Origin of the sequence: Siccirubricoccus phaeus (assembly GCF_008360935.1) — a bacterium.
Lineage (GTDB): Bacteria > Pseudomonadota > Alphaproteobacteria > Acetobacterales > Acetobacteraceae > Siccirubricoccus > Siccirubricoccus phaeus.
This window is the reverse complement of record NZ_SRXO01000023.1, coordinates 75,284-96,376: the sequence shown is the minus strand read 5'-3', so window position 1 is coordinate 96,376 and position 21,093 is coordinate 75,284. Positions and strand designations below refer to the sequence as shown.

Annotated in this window: 20 protein-coding genes; 13 read left to right on the top strand and 7 right to left on the bottom strand. The window is 72.8% G+C overall.

From position 1 onward, the window contains the following. The first annotated feature begins 32 nt into the window (after positions 1-32). Both E5N76_RS24390 and E5N76_RS24385 read left to right on the top strand, forming a co-directional pair. Positions 33-332, top strand: a complete 300-nt coding sequence (locus E5N76_RS24390) for a hypothetical protein (protein WP_149540042.1) — start codon at positions 33-35, stop codon at positions 330-332. Positions 333-396: 64 nt separating this feature from the next. Further along, positions 397-1,329 (top strand): helix-turn-helix domain-containing protein, encoded by a 933-nt coding sequence (locus E5N76_RS24385; RefSeq protein ID WP_187830365.1) that lies wholly within the window; start codon positions 397-399, stop codon positions 1,327-1,329. 208 nt (positions 1,330-1,537) lie between these two features. Here the strand turns inward: E5N76_RS24385 and E5N76_RS24380 are convergent, their stop codons facing one another. Then, complete coding sequence (locus E5N76_RS24380; protein WP_149540038.1) at positions 1,538-2,431, bottom strand: SDR family NAD(P)-dependent oxidoreductase; 894 nt, start codon at positions 2,429-2,431, stop codon at positions 1,538-1,540. Between the two features lie 27 nt (positions 2,432-2,458). Continuing rightward, a complete protein-coding gene (locus E5N76_RS24375) occupies positions 2,459-3,202 on the bottom strand; it encodes an SDR family oxidoreductase (protein ID WP_149540036.1) in 744 nt (247 codons plus the stop codon). A gap of 128 nt (positions 3,203-3,330) precedes the next feature. On the opposite strand from E5N76_RS24375, the gene E5N76_RS24370 reads away from it, so the two are divergent. Beyond that, a complete protein-coding gene (locus E5N76_RS24370; protein ID WP_149540034.1) occupies positions 3,331-4,296 on the top strand; it encodes a LysR family transcriptional regulator in 966 nt (321 codons plus the stop codon). 114 nt (positions 4,297-4,410) lie between these two features. Here E5N76_RS24370 and E5N76_RS24365 read toward each other — a convergent pair whose 3' ends face one another. Further along, the gene (locus E5N76_RS24365) at positions 4,411-4,950 is read right to left on the bottom strand and encodes a MarR family winged helix-turn-helix transcriptional regulator (RefSeq protein WP_149540032.1); all 540 of its coding nucleotides are present in this window, start codon (positions 4,948-4,950) and stop codon (positions 4,411-4,413) included. 99 nt (positions 4,951-5,049) lie between these two features. Here E5N76_RS24365 and E5N76_RS24360 point away from each other — a divergent pair, with 99 nt between their 5' ends. The 10 genes from E5N76_RS24360 to E5N76_RS24315 all read left to right on the top strand — a co-directional run bounded on the left by E5N76_RS24360 (position 5,050) and on the right by E5N76_RS24315 (position 14,808). Then, positions 5,050-5,844: an SDR family NAD(P)-dependent oxidoreductase gene (locus E5N76_RS24360; protein ID WP_149540030.1), complete on the top strand. Its 795-nt coding sequence runs from the start codon at positions 5,050-5,052 to the stop codon at positions 5,842-5,844. A gap of 188 nt (positions 5,845-6,032) precedes the next feature. Further along, positions 6,033-6,455 (top strand): MarR family winged helix-turn-helix transcriptional regulator, encoded by a 423-nt coding sequence (locus E5N76_RS24355; RefSeq protein WP_207792100.1) that lies wholly within the window; start codon positions 6,033-6,035, stop codon positions 6,453-6,455. Positions 6,456-6,508: 53 nt separating this feature from the next. Continuing rightward, positions 6,509-7,804, top strand: coding sequence for an MFS transporter (locus E5N76_RS24350; RefSeq protein WP_207792099.1), 1,296 nt, complete (start codon positions 6,509-6,511; stop codon positions 7,802-7,804). A gap of 236 nt (positions 7,805-8,040) precedes the next feature. Next, on the top strand, positions 8,041-8,322 hold the full coding sequence (locus E5N76_RS24345) for an acyl carrier protein (protein ID WP_149540028.1): 282 nt from the start codon (positions 8,041-8,043) through the stop codon (positions 8,320-8,322). A gap of 29 nt (positions 8,323-8,351) precedes the next feature. Beyond that, positions 8,352-8,816 (top strand): 3-hydroxyacyl-ACP dehydratase FabZ family protein, encoded by a 465-nt coding sequence (locus E5N76_RS24340; protein WP_149540026.1) that lies wholly within the window; start codon positions 8,352-8,354, stop codon positions 8,814-8,816. Further along, positions 8,813-9,931: a beta-ketoacyl-ACP synthase gene (locus E5N76_RS24335; protein WP_149540024.1), complete on the top strand. Its 1,119-nt coding sequence runs from the start codon at positions 8,813-8,815 to the stop codon at positions 9,929-9,931. Before E5N76_RS24340 ends, E5N76_RS24335 begins: the two co-directional genes overlap by 4 nt. Further along, on the top strand, positions 9,931-11,208 hold the full coding sequence (locus tag E5N76_RS24330) for a beta-ketoacyl-ACP synthase (protein WP_149540022.1): 1,278 nt from the start codon (positions 9,931-9,933) through the stop codon (positions 11,206-11,208). The genes E5N76_RS24335 and E5N76_RS24330 overlap by 1 nt, the downstream gene beginning before the upstream one ends. 157 nt (positions 11,209-11,365) lie before the next feature. Next, the gene (locus E5N76_RS24325) at positions 11,366-12,388 is read left to right on the top strand and encodes a zinc-binding dehydrogenase (protein WP_149540020.1); all 1,023 of its coding nucleotides are present in this window, start codon (positions 11,366-11,368) and stop codon (positions 12,386-12,388) included. 551 nt (positions 12,389-12,939) lie between these two features. Next, positions 12,940-13,827 carry a lipid A biosynthesis lauroyl acyltransferase gene (locus E5N76_RS24320; RefSeq protein ID WP_149540018.1) on the top strand — a complete coding sequence of 296 codons (888 nt, stop codon included), beginning with the start codon at positions 12,940-12,942 and terminating at the stop codon, positions 13,825-13,827. Between the two features lie 27 nt (positions 13,828-13,854). Beyond that, entirely contained in the window at positions 13,855-14,808 is a 954-nt protein-coding gene (locus tag E5N76_RS24315; RefSeq protein ID WP_149540016.1) for a ketopantoate reductase family protein, read from the top strand. 24 nt (positions 14,809-14,832) lie between these two features. Here the strand turns inward: E5N76_RS24315 and E5N76_RS24310 are convergent, their stop codons facing one another. The 4 genes from E5N76_RS24310 to E5N76_RS24295 all read right to left on the bottom strand — a co-directional run bounded on the left by E5N76_RS24310 (position 14,833) and on the right by E5N76_RS24295 (position 21,000). Then, positions 14,833-16,662 carry a hypothetical protein gene (locus tag E5N76_RS24310; protein WP_149540014.1) on the bottom strand — a complete coding sequence of 610 codons (1,830 nt, stop codon included), beginning with the start codon at positions 16,660-16,662 and terminating at the stop codon, positions 14,833-14,835. A gap of 189 nt (positions 16,663-16,851) precedes the next feature. Continuing rightward, positions 16,852-18,672: a sensor histidine kinase gene (locus E5N76_RS24305; protein WP_149540012.1), complete on the bottom strand. Its 1,821-nt coding sequence runs from the start codon at positions 18,670-18,672 to the stop codon at positions 16,852-16,854. Positions 18,673-19,003: 331 nt separating this feature from the next. Beyond that, positions 19,004-19,897 (bottom strand): 3-hydroxyisobutyrate dehydrogenase, encoded by an 894-nt coding sequence (gene mmsB, locus E5N76_RS24300; RefSeq protein WP_149540010.1) that lies wholly within the window; start codon positions 19,895-19,897, stop codon positions 19,004-19,006. Between the two features lie 203 nt (positions 19,898-20,100). Next, positions 20,101-21,000: a LysR substrate-binding domain-containing protein gene (locus tag E5N76_RS24295; RefSeq protein WP_149540008.1), complete on the bottom strand. Its 900-nt coding sequence runs from the start codon at positions 20,998-21,000 to the stop codon at positions 20,101-20,103. Between the last annotated feature and the right edge of the window lie 93 nt (positions 21,001-21,093).

Genomic DNA, 21,093 nt, shown 5'->3' with positions numbered 1-21,093 from the left:
GCACCGGCACCGGGGCGGCCAGCAGGGAGGCAATGGCCGGCAGCAGCGCGATGATCGCCATGGCTGCGCCCTCGCCCGGGCAGCGCAACCGCCCGGTCGCAGGTGACGATCGCCGCCCCGCCCATCGGCGCGCCCTGACGGGCCGCCTGCAGCGCCATCTCCCTGCCGAGGGCGGCAGCGGCCGGGGCCCGGCAGCAGGCAGGAACGACCACAGCCAGGTCACCGCCGCCGCCCTCGGCGCCCGGCCGCTGCGGCGGCGCGGCGCGGCGGTCGCCCCCGCCATGCGGCCCATGGCCGGGCGGCTTCACGCGGCGCCGCGGCCGCCTATCTGAAGGGCGCGCCATGCGGGCCCGGGCACCCTCCGGGGGCGGCAGGGCCGGCCACGACAGGGCAGGGATGAACGCGGCTCCGAGCACCGAACGGCGGAATTACGGCGATGCCATCGCCCGGAGCTTCCACCTCCGGCATATGCCGCATTTCGTCACCCGCAGCCTGAGGAGCGCCCAGGTCGCCCTCAGCCGGCTGCGCATCGGCCCGGCGCAATTCGGCCTCTCCCCGCGCGTCCCGGCCGAGGACACCTTCATCCTCGCCCTCTACCTCACCACCGTGCCGGAGCATGAGCTGTACAGCCGGGGGCGCAGCTTCCTCCGCCAGGGCTACCGGGCCGGGTCCATCCGCATCGTCAACCTGCTGGGGGAACATGCCGCGCGCGTCACCGCCGCGCATGAGGCGCTGTCCATCTACATCCCCCGCCAGGCGCTGGACGAGATGGCGGATACGGCCGGCATGCGGCGGGTGGCGCATCTCGCCTGCCCGCCCGGTCTGCTGGACCCGACGCTGACGCATCTGGCGGCGGCGCTGGAACCGGCCTTCGCCCGGCCGCAGGAGGTGAACCAGCTTTTCATCGACCATGTGATCAATGCCATGCTGCTGCATGTGCTGGCCCGCTATGGCGATGGCGGCCGGCAGTTGCTGGCGGTGAAGGGCGGGCTCTCGCCGCGCCAGCGGGCGCGGGCCGAGGCCTTCCTGGCGGCGCATTACGCCGCGGATATCAGCCTGGGGGAGCTGGCGGAGCATTGCGGCCTCTCCCGCGCGCATTTCGCCCGGGCCTTCCGCCAGAGCGCCGGGATCTCGCCGCACCAATGGCTGCTGCGCTACCGGGTGGACCGGGCGAAGGCGATGATGCTGGAAGGCGAGGAGAGCATCGCCGGGGTGGCGCTGGCCTGCGGCTTCGCCGATCAGAGCCATCTGACGCGGGTCTTCACCCGGCTTTGCGGGGTGAGTCCGGCGGCGTGGCGGCGGGAGCATCGGGCGGGGCGGGGGCCGTGAGGCGGGGGCTTCGCCTCCCCTGGCAGGGGGCGCTGCCCCCTGCACCCCCGCCGGGGCCAGGACCTGGCCCCGGACCCCGGTCCGAGTCGGCAGGTTGAACCGTAAGACTCGCGCCGGGGTCCGGGTGGTCCACCCTCCGGCGGGGGTTGGCGGCACTGCCGCCGGCGGCAGCGCGCGTGGTGAAGGTCTGCGGGCGAAGCCCCCAATTTCACCCCTTCGGCACCAGCAGATCCCCCAGCCCCACCCGGTGCAGCATTTCCGCCCGCAGCCGGTCGAGCACGGCGAAGCCCACATCGGCGCCGTCCTGGGTCGGGTCGATATGCACCCGGAAGGGGCGCTGGCCGCAGGGCGCGTCCACCACCTGCACGATGGCCTCCGCCACCGCCCCGGCATCCGCCGCCTTCGGCACGATGGCGGCGAAGGCCCGCTGCACCTGCTCGCCGAAGCCGGCATAGGGCCCGGCCTCGTATTCCGCCGCCACGGCGGCATCCGCCGGCGCGCCGGCATGGGCGAAGTGGTTGGTGCCCTGGGTGAAGGCGCCGGGGACGATGATGGAGGTCTCGATCCCCCACCGCGCCAGCTCCCGCGCATATTGCACGGCGATGGCGTCCATCGCCGCCTTGGCGCCGAAATAGGGCGCCAGGTAGGGCGGGGTGCCGCCGGCCGAGCTGGAGGAGGAGACCCAGACCAGCAGCCCCCTCCCCTGCCGCCGCAGATGCGGCAGCGCGGCGCGGTTCACCCGCTGGGTGCCGAGCACGTTGACGTCGTAGAGCTCGGCATATTGTTCGGGCGTGAAGGCCTCGGCCGGGCCGAAGACCATGTGGCCGGCATTGTGCACCACCACGTCCAGCCTGCCGGCCTCCGCCAGCAGCCGGGCGAGGGCGGCATCCACCGAGGGCTGGGATTGCACGTCCAGCTCCAGCGGGTGCAGCGAGAGCCCTGCCGCCGCCAGCTCTCGTAGCGCCGCGGCATTGCCGGCGTTGCGCCCGCCGAGGTCGCGCATCGAGGCGAAGACGGTATGTCCGGCGCGGGCCAGGGCCTCGGCGGCCAGCCGGCCGAAGCCGGAGGAGGCGCCAGTGACGAGGATGGTCTGCCTGCTCATGGCTGTGCTCCTTTCCGCGTGCGGGGTTCAGACGATGCCGCCATTGGCGCGCAGCACCTGGCCGTTCACCCAGGCGCCGTCCGGCCCGGCGAGGAAGGCGACGGCCGCGGCGATGTCCTCCGGCTGCCCCAGCCGCTCCAGCGGGGCGGCCTTGGCGAGCTGGTCGATGACCGCCTGCGGCTTGCCGTCCAGGAACAGCGCCGTGGCGGTGGGGCCGGGGGCGACGGCGTTCACCGTGATGCGGCGGCCGCGCAGCTCCTTCGCCAGCACATGGGTCAGCGCTTCCACCGCCGCCTTGGTCGCGGCATAGGGGCCGTAGCCGGGCGGGGTGAGGCCGACGACGGAGGAGGAGAGGTTGACGATCCGCCCGCCCTCCCGCAGCCGCCGGGCGGCCTCCCGCATCATGTTCAGGCTGCCCTTCAGGTTGATGGCGAGCTGGCTGTCGACCAGCGCGTCCTCCGCCTCGGCGATCGGGGCGAGGCGCATGATGCCGGCATTGTTCACCACCACGTCGACGCCGCCGAAGGCGGCCTCCGCCGCCGCGAACATCCGCGCCACGGCGGCGGGGTCGCTGACATCCGCCCGGTGGGTGAGGGCGTGGCCGCCGGCCGCTTCGATCTTCGCCGCCAGCGCCTCGGCCTCGGCGGCCCGGCCGGCGTAGTTGATGACGGTGGTGAAGCCGTCCCGCGCCAGCCGCTCCGCAATGGCGGCGCCGATGCCGCGGGAGGCGCCGGTGACGATGGCGACCCGGTTCTGCTCGCTGCTGCTCATGGTCTCTGTCCTCCGCTTGCTGTCGCCGCGAGGGCGATGCGGGGGAGATTGGGCTTTGGCAGGCACGGGATAATCGGCCTAAATTTGCCAGGACTGTTCAGCTCAGGCGAACAATGGAGGGGCGCCGCTTGGACCGGCTCGACGCCATGCGACTCTTCACCCGCATCGTGGAGCGGCGGAGCTTCACCCTGGCGGCGCAGGATCTCGGCCTGCCGCGCTCCACCGCCACCACGGTGCTGCGGCAGATGGAGGAACGGCTCGGCGTGCGCCTGCTCCAGCGCACCACCCGCAGCGTGCGGCCGACCCTGGACGGCGAGGCCTGGTACCGCCGCTGCCTCGGCATCCTGCAGGATCTGGAGGAGGCGGAGGGCGCCCTCAGCGGCGCGGAGCCGCGCGGGCTGCTGCGCATCGACGTGCAGGGGACCCTGGCGCGGCATTTCCTGCTGCCGGGCCTGCCGGCATTCCTCGCCCGCTATCCGGGCATCGAGCTGGCGATGAGCGAAGGGGAGCGCTGGATCGACCCGGTGCAGGAGGGGGTGGATTGCGTGCTGCGCTTCGGCCAGCCGCCGGACAGCGAGCTGGTGGCGCGGCGGCTCGGCCTGCTGCACCGGCTGACCTGCGCCGCCCCCGCCTATCTGGCGGAGTTCGGGGTGCCGAAGACGCCGGCGGCGCTGGCGGCGGGACACCGGATCATCGGCCTCCGCTCCCTCACCACCGGGGCGCTGCGGCCGACCAGCTTCCTGGTGGCAGGGGTGGAGCGGCAGGTGGCGGTGCCGGCGCGGGTCTCGGTGACCGGGACGGAGAGCTACCTGGCGGCGCTGCACCTGGGCCTCGGGCTGGCGCAGGTGCCCTGGTTCCACGCGGCGGCGGATCTGGCGGCGGGGCGGCTGGTGGAGGTGCTGGCGGAGACGCCGCCGCCGCCAGCGCAGGTTTCGCTGCTCTATCCGCGCAGCCGGCAGCTCTCGCCGCGGCTGCGGGTCTTCCTCGATTGGGCGGCGCGGGAATTCGCCGCGCGCAACCCGAAGCCGCCGAGGGCTGGAGCAGCCTCAGGCCCGGCGGAATCGCCGGGCGCGCCGGACGATGCGACCAGATGACGGGCTGGAGCGTGACGGCCGGGGAGCGGAACGCCCGGAGGCGCGGATCGCGCACCGGAACGACAGTCTGGAGCACGATACGCGCTTCTGCTGGGCGCGGATCATGCCCCGAGGTCAGCCGCGGGCGGCTGAGCCCGGCTCCGGGGCCGGGGCGGCCCGGTAGGCGGCGAGGAATTCCGGCGACTCCACCTGCCGGGCCAGGGCGCGAAGCTGCGCCGCCATGGCGCCGCCAAGGACCGCCTCCACCCGGCCATTCACCATGGCCCAGAGGCGCAGCCCCTCCGCCAGCTTCCGGCGGCCGGCAGCGGTCAGGCTGGCCTGCTTCACCCGCCTGTCCGCCGCCCCCGGGCGCAGCGCCACCAGCCCGTCCCGCAGCAGCGGGCGCAGGGCATGGGTCAGGGCGGAGACATGCAGCGCCAGGCGCTCCGCCAGGACATGCAGCGGCGCGCCCTCCCCGCCCCCCGCCTGCTGGATCTGCGCCAGCAGGCCGAATTGCGTGGCCTTGAGGCCGGTCGGCGCCAGCGCCTCGTCATACAGGGCGCCGAGCTGGCGGGTGGTGCGGCGCAGCGCCGAATTCAGGCAGGCCAGCTCCCCAGGGAGGAGGGGGCAGGCCGCCTCCGCGCTATCGGGCTGGGTCTCCGGGCGGTGGGGCATGCGTCGGAATTTAGTTGTGTCCTCTAGCATTGACCAGAGGCGGCGCCGTTCCAAAATGTCGGCCATTCCTTGAGTACTCAATAAATCCGGAGCCTTCCCATGCCCACCGAACCCTCCCTCGCCGTCGTCACCGGCGCCTCCTCCGGCATCGGCGCCGTCTATGCGGACCGCCTAGCGGCGCGCGGCCATGACCTGATCCTGGTCGCCCGCCGGGCGGAACGGCTGCAGGCCCTGGCGGCGCGGCTCGCCGAGACCCATGGCCGCAAGGCCGAAATCCTGGTGGCCGACCTGGCCGACCCCGCCGACCTGGCCCGCATCGCCAGGACGCTGGCGGCCAACCCGCGGATCGAGGTGCTGGTGAACAATGCCGGCCTGGCCAGGCTGGCGCCCTTCGCCACCGCGCCGCTGGCGGATTCGCTGAGCCAGATCGCGCTGAACATCGCCAGCCTGACCCAGCTCACCCAGGCGCTGCTGCCGGGCTTCCTGGCGCGAAACCGGGGGCTGATCGTCAACATCGCCTCGGTGCTGGGGCTGGAGGTGCTGCCGGGCAGCGCCGTCTACAGCGGCACCAAGGGCTTCGTGCTGAATTTCAGCCGCGGCCTGCAGAAGGAGCTGGCGGGCACCGGGGTGACGGTGCAGGCGGTGCTGCCGGCGGCGACGGCGACGGAGATCTGGGACAAGTCGGGTCTGCCGCTCGCACACCTGGACGCAAAGACCGTGATGACGACGGAGGACATGGTGGACGCGGCGCTGGCCGGGCTGGACCAGGGCGAGGCGGTGACGATCCCGCCGCTGGCCGATATCGGGCTGTGGGAACAGGCGGAGGCGGCACGCCTCGCCCTCTTCGCCGCAACCCGTACCGGGCAGCCGGCGCCGCGATACGGGGTGAAGTAGGGCGGCGCTCCCCCCGGACCCGCCAGGGGCTCTGCCCATTGGCGGCAGCGCCGCCAACGCCAGCCGGGGCCAGGATCTGGCCCCGGACCCCGGCCGGGTTTTCAGACCCGAGGGTCGGAACCTGCCGCTCACAGGGGGGCCGGGGTTGGGGAGCGGAGCCCGCAACCCTGAGCTGGACATCCCGGCAGATGCGCGCATATACCCGCATCATGTCGCCCCACTGCTACTGCATCCGCCTGCGCCAGGCCACGCGCCGGCTCAACGCCTTCTACGACCAGGCCCTGGCCCCGCTCGGCATCACCATCGCGCAATATTCCCTGCTGCGGATGATCGAGCGGCACCAGCCCGTCAGCCTGACCGAACTGGGCCGGCTGGCGGAGCTCGACCGCTCCACCATCGGGCGCAACGTCCGGGTGCTGGAAAAGCAGGGCCTTGCCGCCCTCGGCCCGGGCGAGGAGGACCAGCGGGAATCCATGGTCACCCTCTCCGCCGCCGGGCGGACGGTCCTCGAAGCCTCCATCCCGGTCTGGGACGAGTGCCAGAAAACCCTGGAAGCCCGGCTGGGCCCGGACCGCCTCCGCGCCTTCGAGGAGGTTCTGGACGCCGTTTAACGACCTTTTCGCCGGGAAGCGCGGGTATATACCCCAACCTCAAGGACCGCCCCATGCCGCCAGACCACGCCCGCTCGCCCGCCCAGACACCTACCCCTGGCCGCCTGCACTATGGCTGGGTGGTGGCAGCGGTCACCTTCCTCACCATGCTGGTCACCGCCGGCGCGGTCGGCACGCCGGGCGTGCTCATCGCCCCGCTGCAGCAGGAATTCGGCTGGGACACCGCGGATATCTCCGCCGGCTTCGCCCTCCGCCTGATCCTCTTCGGCCTGCTCGCTCCCTTCTCCGCCGCGCTGCTGAACCGCTTCGGCCCACGCCGGGTGGCGAGCTTCGCCCTGACCCTGGTCGCCGCCGGCATCTTCGGCTCCTTCTTCATGACGCGGCTCTGGCACCTGCTGGCGCTCTGGGGCGTGGTGGTGGGGTTCGGCACCGGCCTCACCGCCATGGTGCTGGGCGCGACGGTGGCGCAGCGCTGGTTCGCCCAGCGCCGCGGCCTGGTGATGGGGCTGCTGACCGCCAGCAGCGCCACCGGCCAGCTCGTCTTCCTGCCCCTGCTCGCCTCCCTCACCGAGAGCATCGGCTGGCGCGGCGCCCTCTCCCTCATGCTCGCCCTGCTGCTGGCCACGGCGCTGGCGGTGCTGGCGCTGATGCGGGACCGGCCCTCCGATATCGGCCTCGCCCCCTTTGGCGCCACCGGCCCCGTGGCTGCGCCGCCGCCGCTGCTCTCCTTCGGCGCCATGCTCGCCTCCCCCCTGGTCACCCTGCGGGATGCGGCGAAGACCAGGGTGTTCTGGCTGCTCTTCGGCACCTTCTTCGTCTGCGGCGCCAGCACCAACGGCCTGATCCAGACGCATTTCATCCCGCTCTGCGGCGATTTCGGCATCGCCCCGGTGGCGGCGGCCGGCGTGCTGGCGATGATCGGCCTGTTCGACGTGGCGGGCACCATCGGCTCCGGCTGGCTCTCGGACCGGTATGACAGCCGCTGGCTGCTCTTCTGGTATTACGGGCTGCGCGGCCTGTCGCTGATCTACCTGCCCTTCTCCGATTTCAGCCTCTACGGGCTTTCGATCTTCGCCGTCTTCTACGGGCTCGACTGGGTGGCGACGGTGCCGCCGACGGTGAAGCTGGCGGTGGACCGGTTCGGGGAACGGGCGAACATGGTCTTCGGCTGGGTCTTCGCCGGGCATCAATTGGGCGCTGCCTTCGCCGCCTATGGCGCCGGCCTCACCCGGACGGAATATGACAGCTACCTGCCCTTTTTCTTCTTCTCCGGGGTGCTGTGCCTGCTGGCGGCGGCCGCCATCTTCGGGGCGAGGGCAAGGCCGGCGCGGGTGGCGGCGGTGGCGTGAACGGGGCTTCGCCCCCGTGCCCCGCCCGTTGGCGGCAGTGCCGCCAGTGCCCGTGTGAGTCGGCAGGTTGAACCGGCAAACTCGGACCGGGGGTCGAGGGGTGGTCCACCCCCCGGCGGGGGTGTAGGGGGCAGCGCCGCCTGCCATGGGCGGACCCCCTCGCCACGCTGGACATTCCGGCAGGAACGCGCCAAAGACCCCCCTCCCTGGCCCCTGCCCTTTCCGGAGAATCGCCCATGGCATCGGCGTTCGACCGCATCGCCGAGATCATCGCCAATACGAGCGATGTCCCGCTGGAGAACATCAAGCCCGAGAGCCATGTCATCGAGGATCTCGGCATCGACAGCCTGGACTTCCTCGACATCGTCTTCGCGATCGACAAGGAATTCGGCATCAAGGTCCCGGTCGAGGCCTGGACCCAGGAAGTGAATTCCGGCGCCGCCCCGGCCGAGCAGTATTTCGTCATGCAGAACCTGGCGGCCCGGATCGAGGAGCTGGTGGCGGCCAAGGGCGGCTGAGGCCCCACCCCGCGCGCCGCCCTTTCGCCATGCGCCTCGAATACTTCCAGATGATCGACCGGGTGCTGGAGCTGGCGCCCGAGAGCATCACCGCCGAGGCGCTGGTGCCGCCGGCGAGCCCGGTCTTCGAAGGCCATTTTCCCGGCCACCCGCTGGTGCCCGGCGTGCTGCTGGTGGAGACCATGGCCCAGGCCGGCGGCTACCTGCTGCTCTCCCGGCTGAACCTTTCCCGCATGGCCTTCCTGATCGGCACCAGGGAAGTGAAATTGCGCAGCTTCGTCGGGCCGGAAACCCGCCTGACCGTCACCGCGAAGCTGGTGCATGAGGGGTCGGGCTTCGCCGTGACGGATGCCGCCATCACCGCCGCCGGCCGCCGCGTGGCGGAGGTGAAGGAGATGAAGTTCAGCATCCGGGACTTCCCGGCGCCGGAGCTGGCCGAGGCGATGCGCGTCCGCGCCCGGGAGATCGGGCTGCTGAAGGACCAGGATTCATGAGCCAGCCCGTCTGGATCACCGGCATCGGCCTCGTCACCTCGCTCGGCGAGGGGCTGGAGGCGAACCGCCCGGTCCTCGCCGGCGGCGCCCCGGTGCTGGAGGAAGCGGGTTTCGCCCCCTTCCCCGTGCATCCCCTGCCGCCGCTGAACCTCGATACGCAGATCCCGAAGAAGGGCGACCAGCGGCAGATGGAGCCCTGGCAGCGCCTCGGCACCTATGCTGCCGGCCTTGCCATCGAATCCGCCGCGGCGCGCGGCCTCGTCGCCGACATGCATCTGGTGGTCGCGGCCGGGGGCGGGGAGCGCGACATCGGCCTGGATGAGGCGATCGCCGCCGAGCTGGCCCGGCTGCCGCCGGAAGAGGCCGGGCCGAAGCTGAACGAACGCCTGGCCAGCGGGCTGCGGCCGACGCTCTTCCTCGCGCAGCTTTCCAATTTGCTGGCGGGCAACATCTCCATCGTCCATGGCGTCACCGGCTCCTCCCGCACCTTCATGGGGGAGGAGAGCGCGGCGGCGGATGCGGTGCGCATCGCCGCGGCGCGGCTGGCCGAGGGACGGGGCGGCATCGCGCTGGCGGGCGGCGCCTATGTCGCCGGGCGCTGGGACATGCTGCTGCTCTACGCCGCCTCCGGCGTGCTGCATCGCGGCCCCTGGGCGCGGCTGGCGGAACGCGGCGAGGCCGGGCTGGTGATGGGCGGCGCCGCCTGCTTCCTGGTGCTGGAGACCGAGGCGCATGCCCGGGCGCGCGGCGCCACCGGGCTGGCGAAGCTGGCCGGCATCGTCACCAACGCGTCCCGCCGGCACGGCGCGGACAGTGCCGCCGCCTCTGCCGCCGCCCTTGCCGCGCGGCTGCCCCTGCGCCCCGGCGCGGCGGTGATCTCCGGCATGAGCGGCGCCGGCGCGGCCCGGGCGGCGGAGGAGGAATTCCTCGCCGGCCTGCCCGGCCACGGCCCGGTGGTGCACACCGCCGAGACGCTCGGCCACAGCGTGGAAGCCGCCTTCCCGACCAACCTCGCTCTGGCCGCCGCCTCCGTGCAGGCCGGCGCGCCGCAGGCGCTGGTCACCGGCTTCGGCGTCTGGCGCGGCGAGGCGCTGGCCCTGGTGGAGCCCATCTGATGCGCGATCATCTCGGCCGCCCCATCGTCGCCGTCACCGGCATCGGCCTCGTCACCCCGCTCGGCTTCGGCGTGGCGGAGAGCTGGGCCGGGCTGCTCGCCGGCCGCTCCGGCATCAGCCGCATCACCCGCTTCCCCACCGAGCATCTGCGCACCACCATCGCCGGCCAGGTGACCCTGCCGGAGGAGGTGGGGCGGGACCCCCTCACCTCCCCCGACCGGGTCGAGCGCATGGCGGCGCTGGCGGCAGAGGAAGCGGTGGCGGCTTCCGGGATCGGCGCCAAGGCGAATTTCCCCGGGCCGCTCTTCCTCGGCATGCCGCCGGTGGAGGTGGAATGGCCGCACCGCATCGCCTTCGCCCGCCAGGGCAACGGCGAGGCGCCGGGCAGCTACAAGGCCCTGATCGCCGCCGCCACCGGCCAGCAGGCGCTGTTCGAGAGCTGCCTGTTCGGCGGCGTCGGCGAAAGGCTGGCGGAGCGCTTCGGCACGCGCGGCGCGCCGATCTCGCTGACCACCGCCTGCGCCACCGGCGCCTCCTCCATCCAGCTCGGGGTGGAGGCGATCCAGCGCGGCGAGGCGGAAGCGGCGCTCTGCATCGGCGCCGAGGGCAGCGTGCAGCCGGAGGCGCTGATCCGCTTCTCCCTGCTCTCCGCCCTGTCCGCGCGCAATGACGACCCCACCAAGGCCTCCCGCCCCTTCGAGAAGGCGCGCGACGGCTTCGTGATGAGCGAGGGCGCGGCGGCGCTGGTGCTGGAAAGCCTGGAGAGCGCCCGGGCGCGCGGCGCCAAGGTGCTGGGGCTGATCCTCGGCGCGGGGGAGAAGGCGGACAGCTTCCACCGCACCCGGTCCAACCCGGATGGCGGCGCCATCATCGGCGCCATGCGCGCCGCGATCGCCGATGCGGGGCTGGAGCCGGGGCAGATCGACTACGTGAACGCCCACGGCACCGGCACGCCGGAGAACGACAAGATGGAGACCTTCGGCATGCGCGCCGTCTTCGGCGAGCATCCCAATCCCCTTGGGCCGCCGATCTCCTCCAACAAATCGATGATCGGCCATACGCTCTCCGCCGCCGGCGCGGTGGAGGCGGCGTTCAGCCTGCTGACCATCCGCGACCAGCGCCTGCCGCCGACCATCAACCACGAGGTGCCGGACCCGGCGATTCCGCTGGATGTGGTGCCGAACGTGGCGCGGGACGCGAAGGTGGAACGGGTGTTGTCCAACAGCTTCGGCTTTGGCGGGCAGAATGTCTGCCTGGTGCTGGGGGCGGCGCCTTGAGGGGCGTGGCGTTTCTCCCTCCCCCGCAAGGCGGGGGAGGGTTGGGGTGGGGGTGTGCCGCGCCAGGCCTGCGGGCCACGGCAACCGACCACCCCCCTCCTGACCTCCCCCCGCTAGCGGGGGGAGGAACGAGGTTTCGCACCGGAGCGGCCTGCTGATGCGCGCCCTGCAGCTCTTCGGCGACCGCGACACGCGGCTGGTGGACGTCCCGGACCCGCCGCCGCCGGGCCCGGGCGAGGTGCAGCTCCGCATGTGCGCCGTCGGCCTCAACCACATCGATGTCTGGGGCTGGCGCGGCATGGCCTTCGCCAAGCGGAAGCTGCCTCTGACCGTGGGCGCGGAAGCGGTGGGCGAGGTGATCGCGCTGGGCGAGGGCGTCGCCGGCTGGCGCCTTGGCCAGCTCGCCGTGCCCTATGGCGCGCTCACCTGCGGCATTTGCCGCGCCTGCCGGGAAGGCCGCGACAACCTCTGCGAAAATGTGCGCGGGGTGAAGGGCTTCCATGTCGATGGCTTCGCGCAGGAGAAGGTGAACCAGGAGTCCCGCCTGCTGGTGCCGGTGCCGGAAGGCATCCCGGCGGAGCAGGCCGCCTGCGCCGCCATCACCTTCTCCACCGTCGAGCACATGCTGTTCGACAATGCCAGGCTGGAGCCGGGCGAGGTGGTGCTGGTGCAGGCCGCGGGCTCCGGCATCGGCACCGTGGCGGTGAAGCTGGCCAAGGCGCTGGGCTGCACCGTCATCGCCACCGCCGGCTCCGACGAGAAATGCGCGAAGGCGAAGGCGCTCGGCGCCGACCATGTGGTGAATTACACCACGGACCGGTTCGAGAGCGTGGCGCGCAAGGTGACGCAGAAGCGCGGCGTCGATGTGGTGTTCGAACATGTCGGCGCCACCACCTGGGCCGGCTCGCTGCTGAGCCTGCGGATGGGCGGGCGGCTGGTGACCTGCGGCAGCACCTCCGGCGTTTCGGCCGAGACCAACCTGATGATGGTCTTCCAGCGGCAGCTGAAGATCTTCGGCAGCTTCGGCGCTTCGATGCGCAACATCGCCGATGGTCTCGGCAAGATGGCGCGGGGCATCACGCCGGTGCTGGATACGGTCGCGCCGCTCGACCAGTTCGAGGCGGCGCTGGCGCGGCTGGAGACGCGGCAGGTCTTCGGCAAGATCGTTGTCACGCTGTAGCGCGGAGCCCTGGCGCGGCCCTTCCGGCTTGGCGCGCAATTCGCGCGCTCGACCCCGTCGGGCGCACCTCAAGCACCCGCCATGTGGCCTGAGACCTGCCAGGGCCGGAGCCGCGCGTCACGCCGGAGGCGTGCTGCTCGCGCGTCACGCCGGAGGCGTGCTGCTCGCACGTCACGCCGGAGGCGTGCTGCTCGCACGTCACGCCGGAGGCGTGCTGCTCGCACGTCACGCCGGAGGCGTGCTGCTCGCACGACGCGCGGTGCGGCGAAGCCGCAGCCGTGACAGGTCTCAGGCCACTTGGCCCTGGGCAATGGCCGCCTTCGCCGAGACCCTGCGAAGCAAGCTTCGCGGGGACCCCGTTGATGCCGAAGGCGCAGGGTTGCGCCTTCGTTTGAACCAGAGGCGAGCCACGGCTCCGGCGGATATGCGCCGCACGCCACGTCCACGCCCTCCCGCGTCTGGCGGCACAGGCCCCGTGGGCAGCATGCCGCCACCCCTCCGCGAGGCGGAAGAGGGTTGGGGTGGGAGCACGGTTCCCGCATAACGCCCCCATGCAGCGCTTCCTCGATTCCCTCCTCGCCCTCCTGGTCCGCGCGCTCTTCGCCCTGCTGCGCGCCCTCGGCCCGGATCGCGCCTCGGCGCTTGGCGGCTTCCTCGCGCGCAATCTCGGCCCGCTGCTGCCGGTGCAGCGCACCACCCTGGACAACATCGCCCGCGCCTTCCCGGAGCTGCCGGCCGCGGAACACCGCCGCATCGCGCTGGAAGCGTGGGACAATCTCGGCCGCACCGCCTGCGAATACGTCCATATGGACCGCATCTGGGATTTCGACGAAGCCAACCCGAATACCGGCCGGATCCAGCTCTCGCCGGAGACCGTCGCCCGCTTCATCGCCTTGCGCGAGGACAACCAGCCCGGCCTCTTCTTCGCCGCCCATCTGGCGAATTGGGAGCTGCCGGCGATCGCCGCCGCGGCGCATGGGCTCGACTCCGCCGTGCTCTACCGCATGCCCAACAACGCGGCGATCGGCCGGCTCATCGTCAAATTGCGCGCCGGCAGCATGGGGCGGCTGATTCCCACCAATATCAGCGCGCCGGTGCGCATGCTGGAAGCGCTGGACGAGGGGCTGCATGTCGGCATGCTGGTGGATCAGCGCTTCAGCCGCGGCCCGCGCATCGCCTTCTTCGGGCGGGAGACGCCGACCAACCCGCTGCTCGCCCGCCTGGCCCGGCGCTTCGACTGCCCGGTGCATGGCGTGCATGCGATCCGCCTCGGCGGCGCCCGCTTCCGGCTGGAGCTGACGGAGCCCGTCGCCCTGCCCCGCGACGCCAAGGGCGAGGTGGACATCAACGCCGCGACGGACGCCATCACCCGGATCGTCGAGAGCTGGATCCGCGACTATCCTGGGCAATGGCTGTGGATGCATCGCCGCTGGCGGTAGCTTGCGTGAGTCACGGGAGGGAACGGCATGCGGATTCTGGTGCTCGGCGCCGGCGCGCTCGGCGGCTATTTCGGCGGCAGGCTGCAACAGGCGGGGGCCGATATCCGCTTCCTGGTCCGCCCGCGCCGCGCGGCGCAGCTTGCGGAACGCGGCCTCGCCATCGAAAGCCCCTTCGGCAACGCGACGCTGCCGGTTGCCACCGTCCCGGCCGAGGCGCCGGGCCGCGGCTACGATTTCATCCTCCTCACCTGCAAGGCCTATGACCTGACGGCAGCGATCGAGGCGATCCGCCCGGCAATCGGGCCGGGGACCGCGGTGCTGCCGGTGCTCAACGGCCTCTCGCATCTGGAAGCGCTGGATGCCGCCTTCGGCAGGCAGGCGGTGCTGGGCGGCCTCGCCAAGATCCAGGCGACCCTGGCGCCGGACGGCACGGTGCGGCAGTTGAACGACTGGCGCTGGCTGACCTTCGGCGAACGCGACGGCCGCCTCTCGCCGCGCGTGGAAGCCCTGGCGGCGCTGGCCGCCAAGGCGCCGGGCCTGGTCGCGGAGGCGGTGCCGGACATCCTGCTGCGCATGTGGGAGAAGCTGGTGCATCTCGGCACCAGCGTCATCGGCACGGTGCTGCTGCGCGCCAGCACCGGGGAAATCGCCCGGGCGCCGGGCGGGGTGGAATTCATGGCCAGGGTGCTGGCCCGCAACGCCGCCATCGCCGCCGCCGAGGGCCAGCCCGTGCGGCAGAGCTTCCTCGAGGATATCGGCCGCGTCTTCGCCGACCCTGAGGGCGGCTACACCACCTCCATGCTGCGGGACCTGGAAGCCGGCGGGCGGATCGAGGCGGACCACATCCTCGGCTTCCTGCTGCAGGCGGCGCAGCGCACCGGCGTGCCGAGCGAGATCCACGAGGCGGCCCTGCTGCACGCCAAGGCCTATGAGCAGCGGCGGGATGCGGGGCGGCTGCCCGGCGGCGCTGGCCAGGGCTGACATGCGAGCGTGCAGCGCCGGGCGCTACCCCTGCGCCAGCCGCTGATAGGCGAGGATCGCCAGCAGGCTGCGCTGCCGCGTATCTCCGGCCATGGCGTAGCCGCCCACCTGGTTCGCCAGCAGCAGGGCGAGGGCGGTGCGGCTGCCGGCATCGGCCGGCGCCGTCGTCCGGAAAGCGCCGGGCGCATCGGCATAGAGCTGGGCCGGGGCCTGGGTGGCGGTGGCCGCCAGGCCCAGCGCCTGGAACATGCCCGCCGCCGCCGCCAGGCTTGCCAGCGGCAGATCCGGGCCGCCGGCGGGAATGGCGGTGGTCAGCGCCGGCCGGGTCTGGCTGCCGAGGCCGGAGAACAGCGCCGCATCCTGGGCGATGCGCAGGAACGCCGCCTCATCCTCCCCCGGCAGGCTGCGCAGCGCCGCCGCGGCGTTGATCGAGCGCGTGCCGGTCGTGCTGGCGGTGATCTGCACCGCCGGGCTATCCACGATGCTGCGCAACCCGCCCTTGCCGTCCGGCGTCCCGCTGCGCGCCACCACCACCAGGTCGGTCTTCGCACCATCCGGCCCGGCGATGAATTGCAGCTCGTTGAACTCGGCGGGCGTGAAATCCGTGCGGCCGGTCACGTCCTCCCCGCGCAGCAGCAGCCGGCCGCCGCCCGGCGTCGAGGGGTCGTCCCGCAGCCCCACCCGATACAGCGCCACCTTGTCCCAGGCACCCGCCCCCGCGTCGAACAGCTCCCGCACCGAGAGAGAATCGTCGGCCTCCGCGGTGAAATTCCCCACCGTGGTCAGACCCGGCCGGGTCTGCGTGCCAACACCCGAAAACAGCGCCGCATCCTGGGCGATGCGGAGAAACGCCGCCTCATCCTCCCCCGGCAGGCTGCGCAGCGCCGCCGCAGCGTTGATCGAGCGCGTGCCGGTCGTGCTCGCCGTGATCTGCACCGCCGGGCTATCCACGATGCTGCGCAACCCGCCCTTGCCATCCGGCGTCCCGCTGCGCGCCACCACCACCAGGTCGGTCTTCGCACCATCGGGGCCGGCGATGAATTGCAGCTCGTTGAACTCGGCGGGCGTGAAATCCGTGCGACCGGTCACGTCCTCCCCGCGCAGCAGCAGCCGGCCGCCGCCCGGCGTCGAGGGGTCGTCCCGCAGCCCCACCCGGTACAGTGCCACCTTGTCCCAGGCATCCGGCCCCGCGTCGAACAGCTCCCGCACAGAGAGAGAATCGTCGGCCTCCGCGGTGAAATTCCCCACCGTGGTCAGTGCCAGCCGGGCCTGCGTGCCGACACCCGAGAACAGCGCCGCATCCTGGGCGATGCGCAGGAACGCCGCCTCATCCTCCCCCGGCAGGCTGCGCAGCGCCGCCGCGGCGTTGATCGAGCGCGTGCCGGTCGTGCTCGCCGTGATCTGCACCGCCGGGCTATCCACGATGCTGCGCAACCCGCCCTTGCCGTCCGGCGTCCCGCTGCGCGCCACCACCACCAGGTCGGTCTTCGCACCATCCGGCCCGGCGATGAATTGCAGCTCGTTGAACTCGGCGGGCGTGAAATCCGTGCGGCCGGTCACGTCCTCCCCGCGCAGCAGCAGCCGGCCGCCGCCCGGCGTCGAGGGGTCGTCCCGCAGCCCCACCCGGTACAGTGCCACCTTGTCCCAGGCGTCGGGGCCCGCGTCGAATAGCTCCCGCACCGAAAGCGAGTCCCCCGCGGCGACCGTGAAGGTGCCGCCCGGCAGCGGCGTCCGCACATCGACCACGTCCTGGGGGGCGCTGCTCCCGCCGCTGCCGCCCGTGCCGCCGGCCCCGGCCGCGCCCACCGGCAGACCGACCAGGAAGGGCAGGCTGGCTGGGCTTATCGTCGTCATCGCCCGAAGGGCCCCCGATCGGATTTCCAGGGTCAGGGCATCGGATACGGGAAGAAGGTTAAGAAATCGCGCCCCGCCCTCCTGGCCAGCCCCACCGCCATCCGCACGGGGCCAGCCGCAGGCGCCGAGGCGAACGCATCCGAGTCCTGCCGCCCCTCGCAACGGCCAGCCCGCCTCAGCCGATCACCCCTATGCCCCCAGCCGGTCCACGGGCAGGCGCAGCCGCACCGTCAGCCCTTCCACCGACCAATCGAAGGCTGCCTCGCCGCCCAATTGGGCGCAGCTCTGCCGCACCAGCCGATGGCCGAAGCCCACGCCATCCGGCGCCGTCGCCGAGGGCCCGCCGCGCTCCTCCCAGCTCAGCACCACCGGCTCCCCCGGCCCCGCCGTCCAGGCCACCCGCACCGCGCCGCCGCTGGCCGAAAGCGCGCCGTATTTCGCCGCATTCGTCGCCAGCTCATGCACCGCCAGCGCGATCGGCGGCGCCGCGGTATGGCCGAGGCGGAGCGGCGGGCCGGCCAGCGCCAGCCGCTCCGGCTGGCCGGGCGGGGCGCGGAAGGGGGCCAGCAGCGAGGCCAGCAATTGCTCGAGCGTCGTCCCGCCGCCGGAAGGCATCCCGGCGCCCCCGGCCATGGCCGGCCGCACCAGGTCATGCGCCCGGGCCAGCGCCTCGATCCGGCCGAGCAGGGTGCGGCGCATCGCCTCCGGCGTCACCGCCGTGCGGGCGGTGAAGCTGACCAGCCCGCCGATGATGGCGAAGAGATTCTTCACCCGGTGGTCCAGCTCCCGCACCAGCAGGTCGCGCGCCCGCTCGCCATGCTTCCGCTCCGTCACCTCCTCGCAGACGATGCCGACGCCGGTCACCTCGCCGCTTTCCGGGTCCCGCACCGGGTAGAATTGCTCCACCCAGTCGCGCAGCACGCCGGGCGCCCGGGGCGTCTCGCCGCGCACCTCGACGCCGGTCAGCGTCTCCCCCGCCTCCAGCACCCGCCGCAGCATGGGCTCGGAGGAGGCGCGCAGATCCGGCAGCAGCTCCCACAGCGCGCGGCCGAGATGCGCATCCGGCGGCAGGCCGTTCATCTCCGCCAGGGCCGGGTTGATGCGGACGAAGCGCATCTCCCGGTCGAGCTGCGCCAGGCCGAGCGGCGCGGCCTGGTAGAGCATTTCCAGGTCGGCCAGGCGCCGCCGCGCCTCCCGCTCGCTCTCCACCTGCGCCGCCATGGCGCGGCGCTGGGCGGTGAGGTCGAGATGCGTGCCGGTCAGCACCAGGGCGTGGCCATCCGGCCCGCGCTCCAGCGCCTCCCCCCGCGCCAGGATCCAGACCCAGCGGCCGGAGCGGTGGCGCATGCGGAACTCCGCTTCGTAGCGGGCGGAGGTGCCGGCCAGGTAGCGGTCCAGCAGGGCGCGGGTCCAGGGCAGGTCGTCCGGGTGCAGCAGGGAAAACCAGTCCGGCACGGAGATGGTGCGGGAGAGCGGCGGCAGCCCCAGCATGCTGCACCAGCGCTCGGACACCCGGAGCACGTCCAGCCGCCGGTCCCAGTGCCAGGCGCCGAGATCGGCGCCGGCCAGCGCCACCTCCGCCTGGCGGTGGGCGAGGCTGAGGGCCTGTTCCGTCTGGTGATGCGTCGTCAGATCGACGAGGCCGAGGCTGATCCAGTCCTGCCCCCCGGCGCGGACCAGTCGGGCGCGCAGCAGCAGGTGCAGGGGCGGGCGGCCGGGCGGGGCGAAGCCGGTCTCGAAGCTCTCCGGCACCTCCCGCCCCTTCAGCCGGCCGAGCCGGCGGCGCAGCGCCGGACCATGCGGCGGCGTCTCCAGCGCTGCGTCCCATGCCGCGGCCAGGGCGGGCGGCACGGCTTCCGGCGTGGCGGACGCGGCCGGGGCGAGCAGCGCCAGCGCCTCGGCATTGCAGAGGCGCGGCCGCAGGCTCGCCGGCTCCAGCACCAGGGCCGGCAGCGGCAGCATCTCGAGCAGGCCGGCGAGCTCGGCTGGCAGGCTCGCGGCTGCGGCCATGGCAGGAAGCGTGCTCAGCCTCCACCCCCTGGGCCGTTCCGCCGGCCGGCCCGTTCTGCGACTACGCCCATCGCCGCCCGGCGGCGGCTACCCAGTCTCGCATGCCTGAATATTCCCCGAAAGCGAACGGCGGAATATCACTGTTCAGCCCTGGCCTGCGATCGGCCCGAGCGTGCCTGCCGGGATGGGCACGCTCAGGCCGCGAAGCGCCGGCTCAGGCCCATGGGTCTAGAGCTGTTTCACGCTGACTGTGCAGCGCGAAGCCGCTCTAGCTTATGGCTTGTAAAGCAGATTCACGCCTCCGGGCGATGCCGCCCTCCGGCGATCTGCTCTAGCCGGGGGCGGAAGCGCCGCCCCGCAGCAATTGGATGATGGCGGAGAAGTCCAGCCCGCCATGCCCTTCCTCCAGGAAGCGGGCGTAGAGGCTTTGCGCCAGGGCGCCGAGCGGCGTCGCCAGGCCGACGCTTGCCGCCGCCGCCTGGGCGAGGCCGAGATCCTTCGCCATCAGCGCCGTGGAGAAGCCCGGGGCGTAGCCGCGATTCGCCGGGCTGGCCGGCACCGGCCCGGGCACCGGGCAGTAGCTGGTCAGCGCCCAGGACTGGCCGGAGGAGCGGCTCGCCACCTCGAACAGCGCCTGGTGGGTCAGGCCGAGCTTCTCCGCCAGCACCATGGCTTCCGCGGTGATGATCATGTTGGCGGCCAGCATCATGTTGTTGCACGCCTTGGCCGCTTGGCCGGCGCCGGCCCCGCCGCAATGCACCAGGGTGCGGCCCATGGCGGAAAGGATAGGGTGGGCGCGGGCATAGACCTCCTCCGGCCCGCCGACCATGAAGGTGAGGGTCGCCGCCTCCGCCCCCATGGTGCCGCCAGAGACCGGCGCATCCAGCGCCGCCCGGCCGCATTGCGCCGCCACCTCCCGCGCCGTCGCCACGTCGATGGTGGAGCAGTCGATCAGCACCGCCCCCGCCGGGCTGGCGGCGGCGAGGCCCTGCGGGCCCAGCACGGCGTCCCGGACCTGAGGCCCGGCGGGGAGCATGGTGACGACGAATTCCGCGCCCGAGGCGGCGGCGGCGGCGCTGGCGGCCACGGTGCCGCCGGCGGCGGCGAAGCCGGAGAGCGCCGCCGGCACCACGTCGAAGCCGGTGACGTCATGGCCTGCCTGCAGCAGGTTGCGCGCCATCGGCGCCCCCATCTTGCCAAGCCCGACGAAACCGATGCGTGCCATTGGAGCATTCCCTTGTCCCGGCGCGCATCTTGCGTCGCGACCGGCCGGCTTGGCCAGAGCAGGACGCGGTTGCCCGAGGAAAGGCGCAGGAAATCAAGGGAGAGAACGGGGGCTTCGTTCCTTGGACCCCGGCAGGGGATGGATCCCCCGGGCCCCGGTGTGAGTTTCGACCCGAGGGGCCGACCGGTGGAGCCGGGCGACGCCTATCGCCGAGCCAGGCCCGCCTCCGCCAGCACCTTCCGCAGCACCTGGGCCAGGGCCAGCAGCGCCGCCCGGCGCGGCGTCGCGGCGCGGAACACCAGGCGCAGCTCCCGCCCCGCCCCGCCTTCCAGCGGCCGCAGCACCAAACCCTGCTGCCGTGCCGCCCCGGCCGCCAGGGCGGGCAGCAGGGTGGTGCCGAAGCCGGCGGCGACCAGGTTCATCAGCGTCGCCAGGCTGACGGCGCGGAAGCCCTGCCCCGAACCCTGGTTCCTCCCCTGGCGGCCGCAGGCGGCGATCGCCTGGTCGCTGAGGCAATGCCCATCCGCCAGCACCAGCAGATCCGGGCCCAAGGCGGCTTCCGCCACCGGACCCTTGCCCACCAGCACATGGCCGGGCGGCAGGGCGGCGAGGAAGGGCTCCACCGCCAGCGACATCGCCTCCAGCTCCCCCGGCGGCGCGGTCGCGATCACCGCCGCGTCCAGCGCGTGGTGGCGCAGCCGGTCCAGCAGCGCCTCGGTCAGGTCCTCCCAGGGTTCGGGAGCCAGCAGCGGCAGCTCCGCCCGCAGCCGCGGCATCAAAGGCGGCAGCAGGAAGGGCGCCAGGGTGGGGATGATGCCAAGGCGGAGCGGCCCGGCCAGCGGGTCCGCCAGGGCCTGGGCACCGCTCGCCAGCGCATCCGCCGCCGCCACCGCCGCCTCGGCATGCGGCAGCAGCGCCTCGCCCGCCTGGGTCAGGGTGACGGCACGCGACCCACGCTCGAAGAAGGTCACGCCCAGCTCCTCCTCCAGCTTGCGGAGCTGGGCGGAGAGGGTGGGCTGGCTGACATGGCAAGCCTCGGCGGCCCGGCCGAAATGGCGGTGCTCGGCCACGGCGAGGAAGTAGCGGAGGTCTCGGAGGTTCATGTCACTCGCGGGAAGCTGCGTCGCTCATAGATGGGGCCTCTTGGCACAATCGCAACTATCGATTTCCATCTATCAATCGCCCGCGCCTAGCCT